Source organism: Cellvibrio fibrivorans (assembly GCF_031457055.1).
Classification (GTDB): domain Bacteria; phylum Pseudomonadota; class Gammaproteobacteria; order Pseudomonadales; family Cellvibrionaceae; genus Cellvibrio; species Cellvibrio fibrivorans.
The window spans coordinates 617282-633124 of sequence record NZ_JAVDVX010000002.1; the positions used below are offsets into that span (position 1 = coordinate 617282).

15 protein-coding genes are annotated in these 15843 nt (G+C 47.9%); 11 read left to right on the plus strand and 4 right to left on the minus strand.

Annotation, left to right across the window (positions count from 1 at the left end; all coding sequences use genetic code 11):
* The first annotated feature begins 52 nt into the window (after positions 1-52).
* The 8 genes from J2X05_RS07515 (at position 53) to J2X05_RS07550 (ending at position 7029) form a co-directional block, all read left to right on the plus strand.
* The gene (locus J2X05_RS07515; protein ID WP_310070763.1) at positions 53-1183 is read left to right on the plus strand and encodes a protein-glutamate methylesterase/protein-glutamine glutaminase; all 1131 of its coding nucleotides are present in this window, start codon (positions 53-55) and stop codon (positions 1181-1183) included.
* Positions 1183-1929 (plus strand): flagellar motor protein, encoded by a 747-nt coding sequence (locus J2X05_RS07520; RefSeq protein ID WP_310070767.1) that lies wholly within the window; start codon positions 1183-1185, stop codon positions 1927-1929. The genes J2X05_RS07515 and J2X05_RS07520 overlap by 1 nt, the downstream gene beginning before the upstream one ends.
* 20 nt (positions 1930-1949) lie before the next feature.
* On the plus strand, positions 1950-2828 hold the full coding sequence (gene motD / locus J2X05_RS07525; protein ID WP_310070770.1) for a flagellar motor protein MotD: 879 nt from the start codon (positions 1950-1952) through the stop codon (positions 2826-2828).
* Between the two features lie 109 nt (positions 2829-2937).
* Positions 2938-3777, plus strand: coding sequence for a transporter substrate-binding domain-containing protein (locus J2X05_RS07530; protein ID WP_310070773.1), 840 nt, complete (start codon positions 2938-2940; stop codon positions 3775-3777).
* Between the two features lie 340 nt (positions 3778-4117).
* Positions 4118-4954 (plus strand): ParA family protein, encoded by an 837-nt coding sequence (locus J2X05_RS07535; RefSeq protein ID WP_310070774.1) that lies wholly within the window; start codon positions 4118-4120, stop codon positions 4952-4954.
* Positions 4951-5961 carry a chemotaxis protein CheW gene (locus tag J2X05_RS07540; protein ID WP_310070775.1) on the plus strand — a complete coding sequence of 337 codons (1011 nt, stop codon included), beginning with the start codon at positions 4951-4953 and terminating at the stop codon, positions 5959-5961. The genes J2X05_RS07535 and J2X05_RS07540 overlap by 4 nt, the downstream gene beginning before the upstream one ends.
* 133 nt (positions 5962-6094) lie before the next feature.
* A complete protein-coding gene (locus J2X05_RS07545; protein WP_310070777.1) occupies positions 6095-6580 on the plus strand; it encodes a chemotaxis protein CheW in 486 nt (161 codons plus the stop codon).
* A 62-nt stretch (positions 6581-6642) separates the two neighbouring features.
* On the plus strand, positions 6643-7029 hold the full coding sequence (locus J2X05_RS07550; RefSeq protein WP_310070780.1) for a DUF2802 domain-containing protein: 387 nt from the start codon (positions 6643-6645) through the stop codon (positions 7027-7029).
* 91 nt (positions 7030-7120) lie between these two features.
* On the opposite strand, the gene J2X05_RS07555 is transcribed toward J2X05_RS07550, so the two are convergent.
* The 4 genes from J2X05_RS07555 to J2X05_RS07570 are packed head-to-tail and all read right to left on the minus strand — an operon-like array spanning position 7121 to position 10628.
* Complete coding sequence (locus tag J2X05_RS07555) at positions 7121-7873, minus strand: YciK family oxidoreductase (protein WP_310070783.1); 753 nt, start codon at positions 7871-7873, stop codon at positions 7121-7123.
* 23 nt (positions 7874-7896) lie between these two features.
* Positions 7897-8565, minus strand: coding sequence for an HAD family hydrolase (locus J2X05_RS07560; RefSeq protein WP_310070785.1), 669 nt, complete (start codon positions 8563-8565; stop codon positions 7897-7899).
* Positions 8565-9269, minus strand: a complete 705-nt coding sequence (gene ubiG / locus J2X05_RS07565; protein WP_310071337.1) for a bifunctional 2-polyprenyl-6-hydroxyphenol methylase/3-demethylubiquinol 3-O-methyltransferase UbiG — start codon at positions 9267-9269, stop codon at positions 8565-8567. The genes J2X05_RS07560 and ubiG overlap by 1 nt, the downstream gene beginning before the upstream one ends.
* A 21-nt stretch (positions 9270-9290) precedes the next feature.
* Complete coding sequence (locus tag J2X05_RS07570; RefSeq protein ID WP_310070790.1) at positions 9291-10628, minus strand: TRZ/ATZ family hydrolase; 1338 nt, start codon at positions 10626-10628, stop codon at positions 9291-9293.
* A 380-nt stretch (positions 10629-11008) separates the two neighbouring features.
* Between J2X05_RS07570 and gyrA the strand changes: the two genes are divergently transcribed.
* From gyrA to J2X05_RS07585, 3 genes are read left to right on the plus strand one after another with little or no spacing between them, the layout of a single operon-like run.
* Entirely contained in the window at positions 11009-13675 is a 2667-nt protein-coding gene (gene gyrA, locus J2X05_RS07575; RefSeq protein ID WP_310070793.1) for a DNA gyrase subunit A, read from the plus strand.
* 43 nt (positions 13676-13718) lie between these two features.
* Positions 13719-14828, plus strand: coding sequence for a prephenate dehydratase (pheA, locus tag J2X05_RS07580; protein ID WP_310070795.1), 1110 nt, complete (start codon positions 13719-13721; stop codon positions 14826-14828).
* A gap of 6 nt (positions 14829-14834) precedes the next feature.
* Positions 14835-15749, plus strand: a complete 915-nt coding sequence (locus J2X05_RS07585) for a prephenate dehydrogenase/arogenate dehydrogenase family protein (RefSeq protein ID WP_310070797.1) — start codon at positions 14835-14837, stop codon at positions 15747-15749.
* The last annotated feature ends 94 nt before the right edge of the window (positions 15750-15843 follow it).

The following is a 15843-nucleotide window of genomic DNA, read 5'->3' on the forward strand; positions in this document are numbered from 1 at the left end:
TTGCTCCAACCATTTTATTTTCCAAAGCAGTTGCAACTGCGGAGTGAGTTAGATGCCTGTCCGGGTATTGGTAGTTGATGATTCGAATTTCTTTCAGCATCGCCTGAAAGATATTATTAATGAGCATCCGGATTTAAAAGTGATTGGTATCGCCAGTAATGGCCGTGAAGCAGTAGAGAAAGCAGAGCAGCTTAAGCCTGATATCATCACCATGGATTTTGAAATGCCGGTGATGGATGGTGTTACGGCGATCAAGCTCATCATGGCGAATCGTAAAGTTCCTATTTTAATGTTTAGCTCTCTCACCTATGAGGGAGCGAAAGTGACTTTGGATGCATTGGCAGCAGGTGCATTGGATTTTATTCCCAAGGATTTTGCTGAAGTATCGCGCAGCTCAGAATCCCTAAAGAAAAAATTGCACGAGCGTTTAATTACGCTGGCTGGTGTTACAGCACGTGCAGTTCCCGTTGCTGAACCGAAACCTTCATCGATTCCTATCGCACCTAATTTGCGCGCACCGGTTCCAGGTGCATCTGCACCTGCTCGTGCCCCCGTAAGTTCCCAGCAAGATGAATCAGCAAAAGCATCTGGTCCTGATAATTACCGCTTAAAAAAACAACCCAAGATATTAGTGATTGGTGCATCTACCGGTGGGCCGGTCGCCCTGGCAGAAGTATTAGTTACCTTGCCAGCAAATTTTCCGTTGCCGATAGTGCTCGTGCAGCATATGCCTGAAAACTTTACCAAAGCATTTGCAGAGCGTTTAAACAAACAATGCAACATTCGTGTTCGTGAAGCGGTTGATGGCGATCAATTACAACCGGGGTTGGCGCTGCTGGCGCCAGGTGGAAAACAATTGATGCTGGATAAACGCAATGGTGGCTCTGTGCGAGTGTTGCCGGATGATGAGCGTGTTAATTACAAGCCGTCGCTGGATATCACCTTTGGATCGGCGGCTAATATTTATGGCGATAAAGTGTTGGGAGTCGTGTTGACGGGAATGGGGTCGGACGGTTGCAATGGTGCGCGTCTATTAAAAGAGGCTGGTTCAGCACTCTGGTCACAGGACGAAGCAAGTTGTGTGATTTATGGTATGCCCATGGCAGTCGCGCGTGCTGGACTGACAGATAAAGTGCTTAGCCTGAAAGACATAGGGCCGCGTTTGGTGCGAGAGGTAATGTAATGGATTTACTCAGCATCCTTGGCGTTATTATTGCGTTTGCCGCCATTATCGGTGGAAATTTTTTGGAAGGTGGAGGGTTGGGTACGTTAGTCAATGGACCTGCTGCTTTTATTGTATTTGGTGGCACCTTGGGTGCTGCCATGCTACAGACATCCAAAAATAGTTTGAAACGTGCATTAAAAATTATTAGTTGGGTTTTTAAACCACCCTATGTTCCCTTTAAACAAGGTGTTGCCAATATCGTGCGCTGGGCAGCTGCCGCGCGTAAGGATGGTCTCTTGGGGCTTGAAGCGATTTCCGAGCGGGAAAAAGATAAGTTTGCAAAAAAAGGATTGCAGTTATTAGTGGATGGCAATGAGCCAGAAGTGATTCGCCGCATCCTGGAAACAGATTTGATTGTGGATGAGCAGCGCGATTTTGATGCAATAAAATTTTATGAATCCATGGGCGGATACGCGCCCACTATCGGAATTATTGGCGCCGTAATGGGGTTGATTCATGTAATGAATAATCTTGCTGATCCTGCCACTCTTGGGCCTGGAATCGCTATTGCGTTTGTGGCGACCATTTATGGTGTGGCGCTTGCTAATTTGGTATTCATTCCTATGTCTAACAAATTGCGTATGTGTGTAAATGAAAATTCCCAATACCGTGAATTAATTATCGAAGGTATCATCGCTATTGCTGATGGCGAGAACCCGCGTTCGATTGAAATGAAATTAAACGGGTATTTACATCCTCATTAAGTTCACAGTAGTCATTTTTTATGGTGCGTCGCAGACGGCAAGAAGTTCATGTTAATCAAGAGCGTTGGCTGATTTCCTATGCCGACTTTATTACCCTGCTGTTTGCTTTTTTTGTAGTGATGTATTCCATTTCCCAGGTAAATGACAGTAAATACCGTGTCTTATCTGATACCTTTATTGAAGCATTCAACCAGCCTACCGATGCACAAATAAATTCTGATCCGCAAGACACTAACTCGCCATCAACAGCGATCATTGCACCTATTGATATGGGGCAAACAGCAGTAGAACCGGTGAGTGGGGAGCAGGCCTCAGCAATTAGCGGCCAATCTACCGTTGAAATTCCGCAGCCGGATGAACCAATTAAAACCAGTGATGAACTCACACAAATTTCTGATTTGGTGACTGAAAAATTTACGCAGCTAATCAATGATCAAATGATCCAGGTCTCCAGCAATGAGTTGTGGTTGCAGATTGAGTTGAAGGATAGCATTTTGTTTTCATCGGGCAGTGCAGATACCAGTGAGCAAGCGCAAAAAATATTTGATGAGATTGCGGGTATTTTGCAGGGCTATTCAAACCCGGTTCAAGTAGAAGGGTTTACCGATAACATTCCCATCAAGAGTGTGAAATACCCTACCAACTGGGAACTTTCCACTGCGCGTGCCAGCGCAATTGTGAAGTATCTGGCGAGTAAAGGTGTTGCTCCTGAACGTTTGTCTGCCGTGGGTTATGGTGAGTATCAGCCTGTGGCCGCGAATGATACGGAACAGGGTAGGGCACAAAATCGCCGAGTCACTATTATGGTTGCCAAACGCAAAATGGATCGCCCCAAGATTGGTGTTGAACCTGCTAAACCATTGCCCCAAGCTGTACCTGATTCGTCAGTATCAAATTAGCCTGTTAGCCCACTATTGATAAAAAGCCGGGGCATTCAGTGTGAACTCCATGAGGCCATTCATGCGTCTATTGGCATTGGGTAAAATGTATTTGCACTGCAGATGCCTGATGCTGGTTTTTATTGCATTCTATTTGACGGTCGCACCGGTGAGTTCTCTCGCTAATGATGTAAAACCTCTAATGACGGTGGTGATTTCGCGCGAAAGCAAACTCACACCTGATCACGACGATTATTACTTCAGCAAGTTGCTAGAGCTGGCGCTGGCTAAAACTGCATCTACTCATGGGCCGTACCAGATTAAACTGGTTCCGGTTATGCCAATTACTAACCGGCTGCTGCGCGAAATTGAATTGGGCCGAGTTGATATCACCTGGATGCCCTACAATAGGAATGCACCAGCGCAGCTAATGCCCATTAAAATTCGTCTGTTAAAAAATTTGAGTGACCATCGTGTATTTTTAATTCGCGCAGATGATCAGGCTCGATTCTCCCAGGTTAAGTCCATAGAAGACTTGCGTCGCTTACGCGGTGGTATTGGCTCGCATTGGCCTGATCGGTCCGTTATGGAAGAAAACGGACTGCCACTGGTATTAAGCTTAAGTTATTTTAATTTGTTCAAGATGCTTGTCTCCAACCGGTTTGATTATTACTCCCGTGGCATCCATCAGGTATTGCCTGAAGTGAGCGCTTATGCAGATAAGGGGCTGGCACTGGAGCGTGAGCTGCTCCTTCGCTATGAAAACCCGGTGTATTTTTACGTGAACAAATCGAATACTTTACTTGCCGAGCGGCTTTCACTTGGGTTGAAAATAGCGGTGGACGATGGCAGTTTTGATGCGTTGTTTCATCAGTTTGAGAACTTTACCTGGGCTGAATCCATGCTCAAGCAAGCAAATCGCCGCGTGATACCGCTAAGTAATTTTAGTTTCAGTGATGCACCTCAGTAATAGGTCGCCACCATTGAAAACCTGCCGCATCTTTTCCCTGTCGTAAGCGCGCAATTGCGCTTTACATCCTCGCTAAATATTCCCGGATAAATGCCGATAGCTTGACGTTCCTTGGGGCTGGGCAATAATTAACTTCCGGCTGGTTGAAAAATAATCGCCCCTGTCCATTGCAAGTGTTCGATAAGGGATTTTCATTACCGTGTGGTGTTGATAAAGGCGACAATAACCCGCAAAGTATAAAACTGATAATCCTGATTTTTAGGCGAGTGGGCATAGAGCTTGCTTTGCTTGGTGTAGGGGCAAAAAATGTCTGGTGTTTGACGCCAGCGAGGATTCAAACGTGCGTGTTCTGGCAATAGCAAACCAAAAGGGTGGGGTGGGTAAAACGACCACTAGTGTGTCGCTTGGGGGGCTAATTGCCTCATCAGGGAAACGTGTGCTATTGCTGGATATTGACCCGCATGGTTCGCTATCGACCTATTTCCGTCAGGATCCTGACTCCCAAACCCTCAGCAGCTACACCTTGTTCCAGGAGCGCAAAGAGCTTTCGCGGGATTCTATCCGCAGGCTGATCATCGCCACCGATTATCCCAATCTTCATGTAATGCCGTCGACCACTGCCTTGGCTACCCTGGAGCGCCAAGCGATAGGGCAGGATGGGATGGGGCTCGTATTAAGCCGGGCGTTGGCGCATATCGCCGATGATTACGATTATGTGTTGATAGATACACCGCCCTTGTTGGGTGTATTGATGGTAAATGCATTGGCGGCTTGCCAGTATTTGGTGATTCCCGTGCAGACGGAGTTCCTTGCGCTCAAAGGGTTGGAGCGCATGGTCAACACACTTAAGATGATGTCGCGTTCACGCAAGAAAGCCCTGGCCTATACTATTGTTCCCGTTATGTTTGACCGCCGTACCCAAGCATCGGTCACGAGCTTGCGTACCATTCGAAATACTTATCCTGAACAGGCCTGGCCTGGCCATATTCCTATCGATACCCGCTTCCGCGATGCAAGTAAAGCGGGTGTGCCGCCCCATTTATTTGATGCAGCCAGCCGCGGTGCCGAGGCTTATCAGTCTCTCTGGCATTGGTTGGAAAAAGCGATACGTGCGGATGAAGCAAAAATCGAGACCTCGCCAGTAGTTATCGCCAATAAGGCGGGTGTCGTGTCGTGAGTAAGCGAAAAGATTCCGGCGATGATATCAAGCCGCCTGACGACAGCTTGAGTAATTACTTTGATGATTTGCTGGGTGGCGAAGATGTGCTTGAGCAAGCGTTTGCGGCAATGGATGAGCGCCCCATGCCGATTGCTGCCGGCTCCGGTGGTGCACGTGTGGTTTCCTTGCCGACTAAAAAAAATCAGGAAGAAAAACTTAAAAAAACCAACCTGCGCGCTGAGCCAACGCCCAAATCTGCTCCCAAACCTATAGCCTCATTTGCTGAACCCGAACCCGTTCAAACACTGGAGCAGAAGCGTCAACTTGAAAGGCTGCTGCAATCGGCGCGAACACAATTATTAGTGGATACACCAGTAACTACGCAGATTTCGACTGAGACAAAAACCTCATTTGTCAGCGATCCTGATGAAATTCAGGAATGGATTATTGAAACTCCAGTTGTCGAGGCTGTTCCTGTAGAGGTGATCACAGCGGTTACGCATGAAGAAATCTCCCAAGTTGCGCATTTTCAAATGGAGGGGTTGGAATGGCTGGAGAATGGCCGTCCGCAATGGGCACAGTCGCGGTTTGATGTGCTCTTATTTAAGGTATCAGGGCTGACGCTTGCGGTGCCGCTGATATCGCTAGGGCAAATACAGCCGCTAACGGATGAGCTGACTCCGTTATTTGGTCAGGCTGATTGGTTTATGGGGTTGCAACCTACACCGGCCGGTAAAATCCGCACGGTCAACACAGCCAAGTTTGTGATGCCTGAGCGTTATGATCCACGATTTTTGGAAACCGCAAAGTATGTTATGTCGATCAACGGAGTGCCTTGGGGGTTGGCCGTTGATTCGGTGAATCAACCTATCACCTTGATGCCAGATGATGTTAAGTGGCGCAGTGATCGCAGCAATCGCCCTTGGCTTGCTGGTACAGTGAAAGATCATATGTGCGCGTTGTTGGACATCCCCCGTATCGGTCAAATGCTGGTTGATGCGGATAAAAATTTTGTACCTGCCTGATTGCGCCAAACTGATTATTAACGCCGGCCTCAATGACTAAACAAAAGTGGCATAGGAAAAGTCCTCGGCTATAGTTATAACGACATTTATGTGATTTGCCGTCCACCGGAGGCGGCTATAGAGGAATTAGACGATGGCAACTGATGCAGCAAAGAATAAGAGTAGTGATGATCCCGTACTGCAGTGGGTAACCTTTCGACTGGATGGCGAAACTTACGGTATTAACGTAATGCAAGTGCAGGAAGTGCTGCGCTACTCCGAGATAGCCCCGGTACCGGGTGCGCCATCCTATGTGTTGGGGATTATCAATCTACGCGGCAATGTAGTAACGGTGATTGATACCCGCCACCGCTTTAATTTATCCAGCGGCGAGATTACCGATAATACCCGTATCGTGATTATCGAAACTGACCGCCATGTGATTGGTATTTTGGTGGACAGTGTGGCCGAAGTGGTTTACCTGCGCCAATCAGAAATTGAAATGGCTCCCAATGTTGGCAATGAGGAAAGCGCTAAATTTATCCAGGGGGTTTGCCACAAAAACAACGAACTCTTAATCCTGATCGATTTAAATAAACTGCTGACCAGTGAAGAGTGGTCAGAACTGGAAGATGTTTGAGTTGTTAAACCACTTAGGGCAAGCTGTCGGTCATTGATGGAATCGGACGCAGAGAAACTCCCATGACAGTGTTGGAAATAGGTTTGTCGGCATCTGCAATTGTCAGTGTTATCGCACTGGTGATTGCCGTGCTCAGTTTGAAGCACGTGCGCCGTCAAGCAGATGCAAATGAAAAACTGATTCAAAAATTGATGCGTGAGGTTGCGGCGTCCAGCAGTGGTTCCGTCGGCATGGGGCAGCGTTTGCTGGCAATGGAAAAGCGTTTGCAAGCCAATGCGGCCAAACAGCCGGAAAAAATTGATTACTACAACGACGATGAATTCCAGCCTTATTCACAAGCGGCGCAAATGTTTAAGATGGGTATGGATTGCGATGAGGTAGCGCGGCGCTGTGGATTGTCGCGCGCGGAAGCCTCGCTATTGGAGATGATGCAAAAATCCAGTCACTAACAATAGCATCAAGCGTGAGTGTAAAAAAAGGAGATCCATTGATCTCCTTTTTTATTGCGTCATTTTTTTGCGTGAATTTGGCAGCATGAAATTATTGTTGATAATGAAATGCCTGCCCGCTAACACCAACAGAATCATCGCTTAATAAATATACGTAAGACGACATTAATGCTTCTGGTGATTTTACCGTTTCCGGATCTTCTGCAGGATAAGCCGCTGCGCGCATAGCAGTACGTGTCGCGCCGGGGTTGATACTATTGGCTCGAATGTGAGTCGCGCCTTCCAGTTCGTCGTGTAGCGTCTGCATAAAATTTTCGGTCGCCGCTTTGGATGCAGCATAAGCGCCCCAAAATGCACGACCTTTAAATGCAACGCTGGAGCTGGTAAATAAAATGCTCGCGTTTTCTGAGCGCTCTAGCAATGGCAGCAAAGCCTGCGTCATCATAAACGGTGAATTCACATTGATTTGCATGCAGCGCAACCAAGCGCTAACTGAATAATTACTAATAGGTGTGCGCTCACCTAAATCTGCCGCATTAAACAGGATTCCATCCAATCGCCCAAACGTATCTTCAAGTGCGTTGCACATATCGTCGTAATCTTTTTCAACGGCGCTTTCGAAATTAATAGGGTAAATGGCGGGCTGTGGATGGCCCGCCGCTTCAATCTCATCATAAACCTGTTCCAGTTTGGCCAGTGTGCGCCCGCAGAGAATGACGGTCGCGCCACACCCGGCAAACGTTATTGCTGCCGTTTTGCCAATGCCTGCACCAGCACCCGTAACGAGAATAATTTTTCCACTCAGTGCGTCAGATTTAATGGTGTAATCGTGAGGAGTTTGCATGGCTATGCCTTTAACAAATGGTTTTACAAATATTTTTCAATGATTGGCCAAATTTCATTAGCGTGGTTTACGCAGTAATCCGCATTCCAGCTTGCCGGATCATCACCTTCATCTACATAACCATAAGCCGCAGCGATAGTGATACTACCGGCGCCTTTGCCGCAGTCGATATCGCGTTTATGGTCGCCGATATAAATTATCTCATCGGGGGTGCAGCCCAATTGTTTGCTGGCGAGAAATAAAGATTCAGGATCGGGTTTGCTGCGTGCTACATGATCGGGGCAAATCACACTGAGCGGAGCAGGGTGTATGTCCAGTGCGGCCATTAAGGGTAAGGTATAGGTTGCCGGTTTATTGGTAGCTATGCCCCAGACGATGTTGTTATCGGCCAATTTATCGAGTAAATCATTAATGCCGGGAAATGGAGTGGTATAGACCGCGATATGCGCCAGGTACAATTCCAATAGTCGATGGCGTAGCGGCTCGAATTGCTCGTTGCTCTCGTCAATAGCAAAAGCAAGTTTGATCAATGCTTTGGAGCCGTTTGATACGCCTGCGCGAATAGTTTCTGTAGCGAGGGCAGGGCGTTGTTGTTCAGCGAGTAATTGGTTGACGACGACAATAAAATCCGGCGCGGTATCCAATAAAGTCCCGTCCAGATCAAACATCACTGCGCGAATAGATTTTGCCATTAATCGCTAACCTTTTTAGCATGCAACAGATAATTAACGCTGACATCATTGGGATTGAGCTTGTAGTGTTTGGTCAGCGGGTTGTAAGTCATACCGGTAATGGTTTGCAATTCCAAACCTGCTGCGCGCAACCATTGCGCCAGTTCAGAGGGGCGAATAAATTTGCTGTACTCGTGTGTGCCCTTGGGCAGCAATTTTAAAATATATTCTGCACCAAGAATGGCAAAGGCATAGGCTTTCGGGCTGCGATTGATGGTAGAGAAATATACATCACCACCTTCTTTTACCAGCTGCGCACAGGCGCGTACTACCGATGAGGGATCGGGTACGTGTTCCAGCATTTCCATACAAGTAACAACATCAAACTCGCCGGGCATTTTCGCTGCTTTATCTTCTGCAGTGATTTGCTCGTAAGTTAATTCAACACCACTTTCCAGTGCGTGCAAACGCGCAACGGCAAGTGGGGCTTCCCCCATATCGATGCCCGTTACTACCGCGCCGCGCTGTGCAAGTGATTCGGCGAGAATGCCACCGCCGCAACCCACGTCGATAATTTTTTTCTGTGCAACCGGCGAGCGTTCGTCAATAAAATTAGCGCGCAGTGGATTGATATCATGCAATGGTTTGAATTCACTGTTCTTATCCCACCAGCGGCTGGCGAGGGCTTCAAATTTTGCAATTTCGGCAGTATCGACATTGGCCATAATTTTTTCCATCTCGTAGATTTAGTGAGTGGCGATTTGTTTTCGCCACCAATTGGCTTTACCTAATATTTCGCGTTCATCCAGCGTTTGTAACTGGCGATTAAGGAGTAACGCTTTGCCTTGCACCCATACGTGGGTGACACCTTGACCTGAATGGGTGTAAACCAGTTGCGATGCGGGGTTATATAAAGGTTGCGTTCCTAGTCCGCTTAAATCAATTGCGGTAATGTCGGCAAATTTCCCCGTTTCCAGGCTGCCGATTTTTTCCTCCATGCCCAACGCTTTGGCACCATTGAGTGTGGCCATACGCAATGCGGTGTGGGCATCCAATGCGGCGGCATCACCGGCAACCGCTTTAGCAAGTAATGCAGCCGTTTTTAATTCGCTAAATAAATCCAGGTCATTATTGCTAGCGGCACCATCGGTACCGAGAGCAACATTAATTCCGGCTTTTAATAATTTATCGACCGGGCAAAAGCCGCTCGCCAATTTCAAATTGGATTCCGGGCAGTGCACAACATGTGCGCCGGTTTGTTGTAGTAGTACTATATCCACATCAGTAATCTGCGTCATATGTACGCATTGTGTGAGTGGTGAGAGCAAGCCGAGCTCCATCAATCGCTGGGTTGGGCGTTTGCCGAATTTATTGAGTGAGTCTTCTACTTCAAACGCAGTTTCATGCAGGTGGATCTGCACTGGCATATCCATTTCCTGTGCAAGCACAGCAATCTTTTGCAGCGGCGCGTCCGATACCGTGTAGGGCGCATGAGGGCCAAAGGCAATATTGACAAGGTCTGTTGCGCGCAAGCTGTCGTGCAGGTTGAGGCCTTTGGCGAAGTAATCGTCAGCACCCAAACCCCACGAGGTGGCAAAGTCGAAAATTGGGAAACTGATTTGGCTGCGCATTTTGGCATCCAGGCAGACTTGGGCGGCCTGCTCCGGGTAAAAATACATATCGGCAAAGCAGGTGGTGCCGGTCTTAATCATTTCTGCCATGGCAAGCTGGGTGCCATCGCGTACAAACTCTTCTCCCACCCAGCGGCTCTCCGTTGGCCAAATGTGATCGTTAAGCCAGGTGTGCAGCGGTTGGTCGTCAGCATAACCCCGCAGCAGGCTCATCGCCGCATGACCGTGCGCATTGACAAGCCCGGGAATCAATACGTGGCTGCCGAGATTGATTGTTTCGGCAGCAGTAAAACGGCGCCCGGCTTCATCGCTGGGAACCAGTGCCAGGATTCGCCCCTTATCGATTGCTATTGCGCAGTTTTCCAACACGCGATTTTCGGGTACCACAGGGATAATCCAGCGGGCTTTGATAATCAAATCAATCGGATGAGGTTCAGGGGTAGGCGTAAACATAGGCGTAAACTGGCGGCTTTGGTCGCAAAAAGGGGAGCCCAGTATACTGCAAAGCCTCTGCTCAGTTATGGCAGATTTGCGCAGCGGTTTCTTGCTCTGGCTGCGCTTCTTTTACGGTTAAATTCGTTCGTATTTTCATAGTGATACAAGTCTGCCAAGTGCCTATCCAGCAGATTTTATGCTACCATCGCGGCCCTGAATTAAGCGTTAGATGCATTTTTAGCCAGCCTTTTGTTTGGCCGGTAGTAGGGTAGCGGTTTTTGCTTGTATTTGATTGGTGCGCAAAACAGGCGCTATCCGTTTAATTGCTTGTAATCGCAGTCCGTAACCAACGCTTTTTAAGCCCATAGCTTTATATAAGAAAGGAAAGCTGTATTCCCATGGTCGAATTCGCCAAAGAAATATCACCAGTAAGTATCGAAGACGAACTCAAACAGTCCTACCTTGATTACGCCATGAGTGTAATCGTGGGTCGCGCCTTGCCCGATGTGCGCGATGGTTTGAAGCCCGTGCATCGCCGCGTGCTGTTTGCGATGAGCGAACTTAACAATGATTGGAATAAGCCTTACAAAAAATCTGCCCGTGTGGTGGGTGACGTAATCGGTAAATACCACCCGCATGGTGATACCGCTGTATACGACACTATCGTCCGTATGGCTCAGCCTTTCTCGTTGCGTTATATGCTGGTCGATGGCCAGGGTAACTTCGGTTCGGTCGATGGTGACCGCGCAGCGGCCATGCGTTATACCGAAATCCGTATGGCGAAAATTGCCCACGATCTGTTAGCGGATCTGGACAAAGAAACCGTCGATTTTGTACCCAACTACGACGGCACTGAACAAATTCCGGCAGTAATGCCGACCCGTATTCCCAATCTGTTGGTCAATGGCTCCTCCGGTATCGCCGTAGGTATGGCGACCAATATTCCGCCGCACAACTTAAAAGAAGTGGTACAAGGCTGTTTAGAGTTAATCAATAACCCGGATATCACCATCGATGAATTAATGGAATTTATCCCGGGGCCAGATTTCCCCACCGGCGCCATCATCAATGGCCGAGCGGGCATTGTGCAGGCATACCGCACTGGCCGTGGCAGCATTATCGTGCGCGCCAAAGCCGAAATTGAGCGCGACGAAAAAACCGGACGCGAAACAATTCTGATCCACGAAATCCCCTACCAACTGAACAAGGCGCGCTTGATTGAGCGTATTGCCGAGCTGGTAAAAGAAAAGAAAATAGAAGGTATTAGCGAATTGCGCGATGAGTCTGACAAAGACGGTATGCGCATTGTTATCGAAGTGAAGAAGAGCGAAGCAGCAGATGTGTTGCTCAACAACCTTTACTCACAAACCCAATTGCAAACCACCTTCGGCGTTAACATTGTCGCGCTGGATGATGGCCAGCCAAAAATTCTCAATCTCAAACAATTGCTTGAAGCTTTTGTTAAGCACCGCCGTGAAGTGGTTACCCGCCGCACAGTGTATTTACTGCGCAAAGCGCGTGAACGCGGCCATATCCTGGAAGGTTTGGCGGTTGCCATTTCCAATATTGATGAAGTCATCGCACTCATTAAAAACTCAGCGTCTCCTGCAGAGGCAAAAGACAGTTTGATGGGCCGTGGCTGGAATGCCGCTGAGATGGCGCCTTACCTTGAGCGCGCCGGTGAAGACGCTTGCCGCCCGGAAGATTTGGGTCCCGAGTTCGGCATGCGCGATGGACATTATTATTTGTCAGCCGCACAAGCGCAGGCGATTCTCGAATTGCGCCTACATCGTTTGACCGGCATGGAGCACGACAAGCTGCTCGCTGAATACGACGAGAAATTAATCCAGATTGCTGAGTTTCTTGAAATTCTCGGCAATGCCTTGCGTTTGATGGAAGTTATCCGCGAAGAATTAACGCAAGTTATTAATGACTACGGCGATAAACGTCGCACTGAAATTGTTGCATCGACACTCGATTTAACCACGGAAGATCTGATTAATGTTGAAGATCGCGTTGTGACAATTTCTCATGGTGGTTATGCGAAGAGCCAGCCGCTTGATGATTACCAGGCGCAGCGTCGTGGCGGTATGGGCAAATCTGCGACCGCCGTAAAAGATGAAGATTATGTTCAGCACTTATTGATCGCCAGCACTCACGATACCGTGCTCTTGTTTACTAACGCCGGTAAAGTGTATTGGCTGAAGGTTTATATGATTCCTGTCGCTGGTCGCCAATCACGTGGCCGTCCAGTTATCAACTTGTTGCCATCATTGGAAGAGGGTGAGCGCATTACCTCGATCCTGCCAGTGAAATCTTACGATGACGACAAGTTTATTTTCATGACCACCGCTAACGGTACAGTGAAGAAAACTGCGCTCACTCAATTCTCGCGTCAACGCAGCGTCGGTTTGCGTGCAATCGAATTGGATGAAGGTGATACCTTGGTGGGCACCGCTATCACCAACGGTTCATGCGATGTAATTCTGTTCTCAAGCTCTGGTAAAGCGGCGCGCTTCCGCGAATCGCAAGTTCGAGCAATGGGCCGCACCTCGCGTGGTGTACGCGGTATTCGTTTAGCCGAAGGTCAGCGCGTAGTCGGCATGGTCATCCCGATGGAAAACGGCCAGGTACTGACAGTCAGTGAAAATGGTTATGGCAAACGCACCGAAGTAGGCGAGTTTCCTGCTAAAGGTCGTGGCTCACAAGGTGTTATCGGTATGCAAACTACCGAGCGTAACGGCCAACTGGTTGGTGCTGTACAAGTGTTTGATGGTGAAGAAATCATGTTAATTTCTGACCAGGGCACTATGGTTCGCACCCGCGTTGATGAAGTCTCTGTGCTGAGCCGTAATACCCAAGGCGTGCGGCTGATTAAATTGAAAGAAGGCGAGCGCATGCAAGGCTTGGAGCGCATTGAAGAGAATGTTGATGAAAATGCCAAGCGTGAATTGGCACGTGCGGAGGCAGCCGAAGGTGAAGAAGCGCTTGAAGATGGTGTAGCTGCAGATGATGTCTCAGACGATATCGTCGATGACGCGGCCGATGAAGTAGCCGACGAGTAATCAATCGATAGCTAAATGACCAATTAGTAAATTGAGTGGGCACATGAGCACTGACCAAACTGAAGCAGAAAAGCTGCTTGCATTGCGCAACAAAATCGATGCGATTGATGAAGAAATCGGTCGCTTGATTTCGGCGCGCGCAGAATGCGCGCAAGAAGTTGCGGATGTGAAAAAAGCGAATCTGCCTGAAGATGCCAAAATCTTGTTTTATCGCCCCGAGCGCGAAGCACAAGTATTGCGCAAAGCGATGGAGCGCAATAAAGGCCCGCTTAGCGATGAAGAAATGGCGCGCTTGTTTCGTGAAATTATGTCGGCTTGCTTGGCGCTGGAAAATCCAATTAAAGTGGCTTATCTCGGCCCGGAAGGAACATTTACCCAACAAGCATCGCTAAAACATTTCGGCCACTCGGCAGTTGTATTGCCATTCTCTGCGATTGATGAAGTGTTTCGTGAAGTGGAAGCCGGTGCGGTAAATTACGGCGTAGTTCCGGTAGAGAATTCTACCGAAGGTGTAGTAAACCACACGCTTGATAATTTTATGGGTTCCAACCTGAAAATTTGCGGTGAAGTTGAATTGCGTATTCATCACAATTTGATGGTGTCAGATGTCACCAGCGTTAATAGTATCACCCGTATTTATTCCCACTCCCAATCACTTGCACAATGTCGCAAGTGGTTGGATGCGCATTATCCTAACGCCGAGCGCATCGCCGTCAGCAGTAATGCTGAAGCAGCAAAACGTTTGAAAGGTGAGTGGAATGCAGCTGCTATTGCGGGCTCTATGGCAGCAGAACTGTACGGTTTGAAAATGATTGCCGAAAAAATTGAAGACCAGCCAGATAATTCAACGCGCTTTTTAATTATCGGTAAACAAGCGGTTCCGCAAAGTGGCGTTGATAAAACCTCTATCGTTGTCGCTATGCGCAATGAACCGGGCGCATTGCATAAATTATTGGAACCCTTCCATCGTCACAATATTGATTTAACTCGCGTAGAAACACGTCCATCGCGCACAGGTGCCTGGACTTACGTTTTCTTTATCGATTTCGCTGGGCATGTCGATGAGCCTTTGATCAGCGATGTGATGAAAGAAGTCGCCAGCCGTTGCGCCGATTTAAAATTGCTCGGCTCCTATCCCAAAGCGGTGTTGTGATTACTTATGTCCCAACCCTTAATCAATAAATTTGTTGTAGTTGGTATAGGTTTAATTGGTGGCAGCCTTGCCACTGGTTTGAAACAGCGTGGCGCCTGTGCGGAAGTCATTGGAATTGCGCGCAAATCCGATACCTGCACTGAGGCAGTTAATCATGGAGTAGTTGATCGCGCCTATACTTCTTTATGTGATATTGCTGGTGAATTAGGACAGGGCGATGTGATTTTTATCGCGGTACCGACACTGTCGGTAAGTGCTGTTCTGGATGAAATTAAAAGCTGCGTTGCTGATTCTGTAACCATCACAGATGGCGCTAGCGTGAAAGGCAGTGTTCAACGTGCTGCTGAAGCTGTGTTTGGAGTAGTGCCACCACAATTTGTGCTTGGACATCCTATTGCTGGTTCAGAAAAAAGTGGTGTTACTGCTGCGAATCCAAATCTTTATGAAAATCATCGCGTCATTCTCACTCCGCTGGAAAATACTTCTACCCAGCATTTTGATCTGGTTACCCGTATGTGGCAGGTTGTTGGTGCAGAAGTGTTAAGCATGTCAGTAGCGGAGCACGATGAAGTTCTTGGCGCAACCAGCCATCTGCCCCATGTAATTGCCTATTCATTAGTGGATACCTTGGCGCAAGATATTAAGAACCCTAATATTTTTCGTTATGCTGCCGGTGGTTTTCGGGATTTTACCCGCATCGCCTCCAGTGACCCGGTAATGTGGCACGATATTATGCGGGCAAATAAAACTGCGATTTTGCAATCGATGGATTTATTTATCGATAATCTCTCACGGTTGCGTAGCGGAATAGAGCATGAGGACAGTAGTTATTTACTCAGTGTATTTAGTCGCGCTAAAGAAGCACGCGATGAATTCACTCTCATGCTGGCAAAGCGTCATGCAGCCGCTAAGGAGGATTAAATCGGTTGCATCCAAACTAAAAGCAATAAACTTAGAATTATTTAGTCATTAAACCTTGTGCGTTGGTTCTATATAATCGCTGCTGTTTTTCTAA

Bases quoted from the DNA above. Each gene is read 5' to 3' on its own strand.
- J2X05_RS07520 (WP_310070767.1), top strand. From the start codon at position 1,183: ATGGATTTACTCAGCATCCTTGGCGTTATTATTGCGTTTGCCGCCATT.
- J2X05_RS07530 (WP_310070773.1), top strand. From the start codon at position 2,938: ATGCTGGTTTTTATTGCATTCTATTTGACGGTCGCACCGGTGAGTTCT.
- J2X05_RS07555 (WP_310070783.1), bottom strand. From the start codon at position 7,873: ATGCAAACTCCTCACGATTACACCATTAAATCTGACGCACTGAGTGGA.
- gyrA (WP_310070793.1), top strand. From the start codon at position 11,009: ATGGTCGAATTCGCCAAAGAAATATCACCAGTAAGTATCGAAGACGAA.
- J2X05_RS07515 (WP_310070763.1), top strand. From the start codon at position 53: ATGCCTGTCCGGGTATTGGTAGTTGATGATTCGAATTTCTTTCAGCAT.
- J2X05_RS07545 (WP_310070777.1), top strand. From the start codon at position 6,095: ATGGCAACTGATGCAGCAAAGAATAAGAGTAGTGATGATCCCGTACTG.
- pheA (WP_310070795.1), top strand. From the start codon at position 13,719: ATGAGCACTGACCAAACTGAAGCAGAAAAGCTGCTTGCATTGCGCAAC.
- J2X05_RS07585 (WP_310070797.1), top strand. From the start codon at position 14,835: ATGTCCCAACCCTTAATCAATAAATTTGTTGTAGTTGGTATAGGTTTA.
- J2X05_RS07570 (WP_310070790.1), bottom strand. From the start codon at position 10,628: ATGTTTACGCCTACCCCTGAACCTCATCCGATTGATTTGATTATCAAA.
- J2X05_RS07560 (WP_310070785.1), bottom strand. From the start codon at position 8,565: ATGGCAAAATCTATTCGCGCAGTGATGTTTGATCTGGACGGGACTTTA.
- motD (WP_310070770.1), top strand. From the start codon at position 1,950: ATGGTGCGTCGCAGACGGCAAGAAGTTCATGTTAATCAAGAGCGTTGG.
- J2X05_RS07550 (WP_310070780.1), top strand. From the start codon at position 6,643: ATGACAGTGTTGGAAATAGGTTTGTCGGCATCTGCAATTGTCAGTGTT.
- ubiG (WP_310071337.1), bottom strand. From the start codon at position 9,269: ATGGCCAATGTCGATACTGCCGAAATTGCAAAATTTGAAGCCCTCGCC.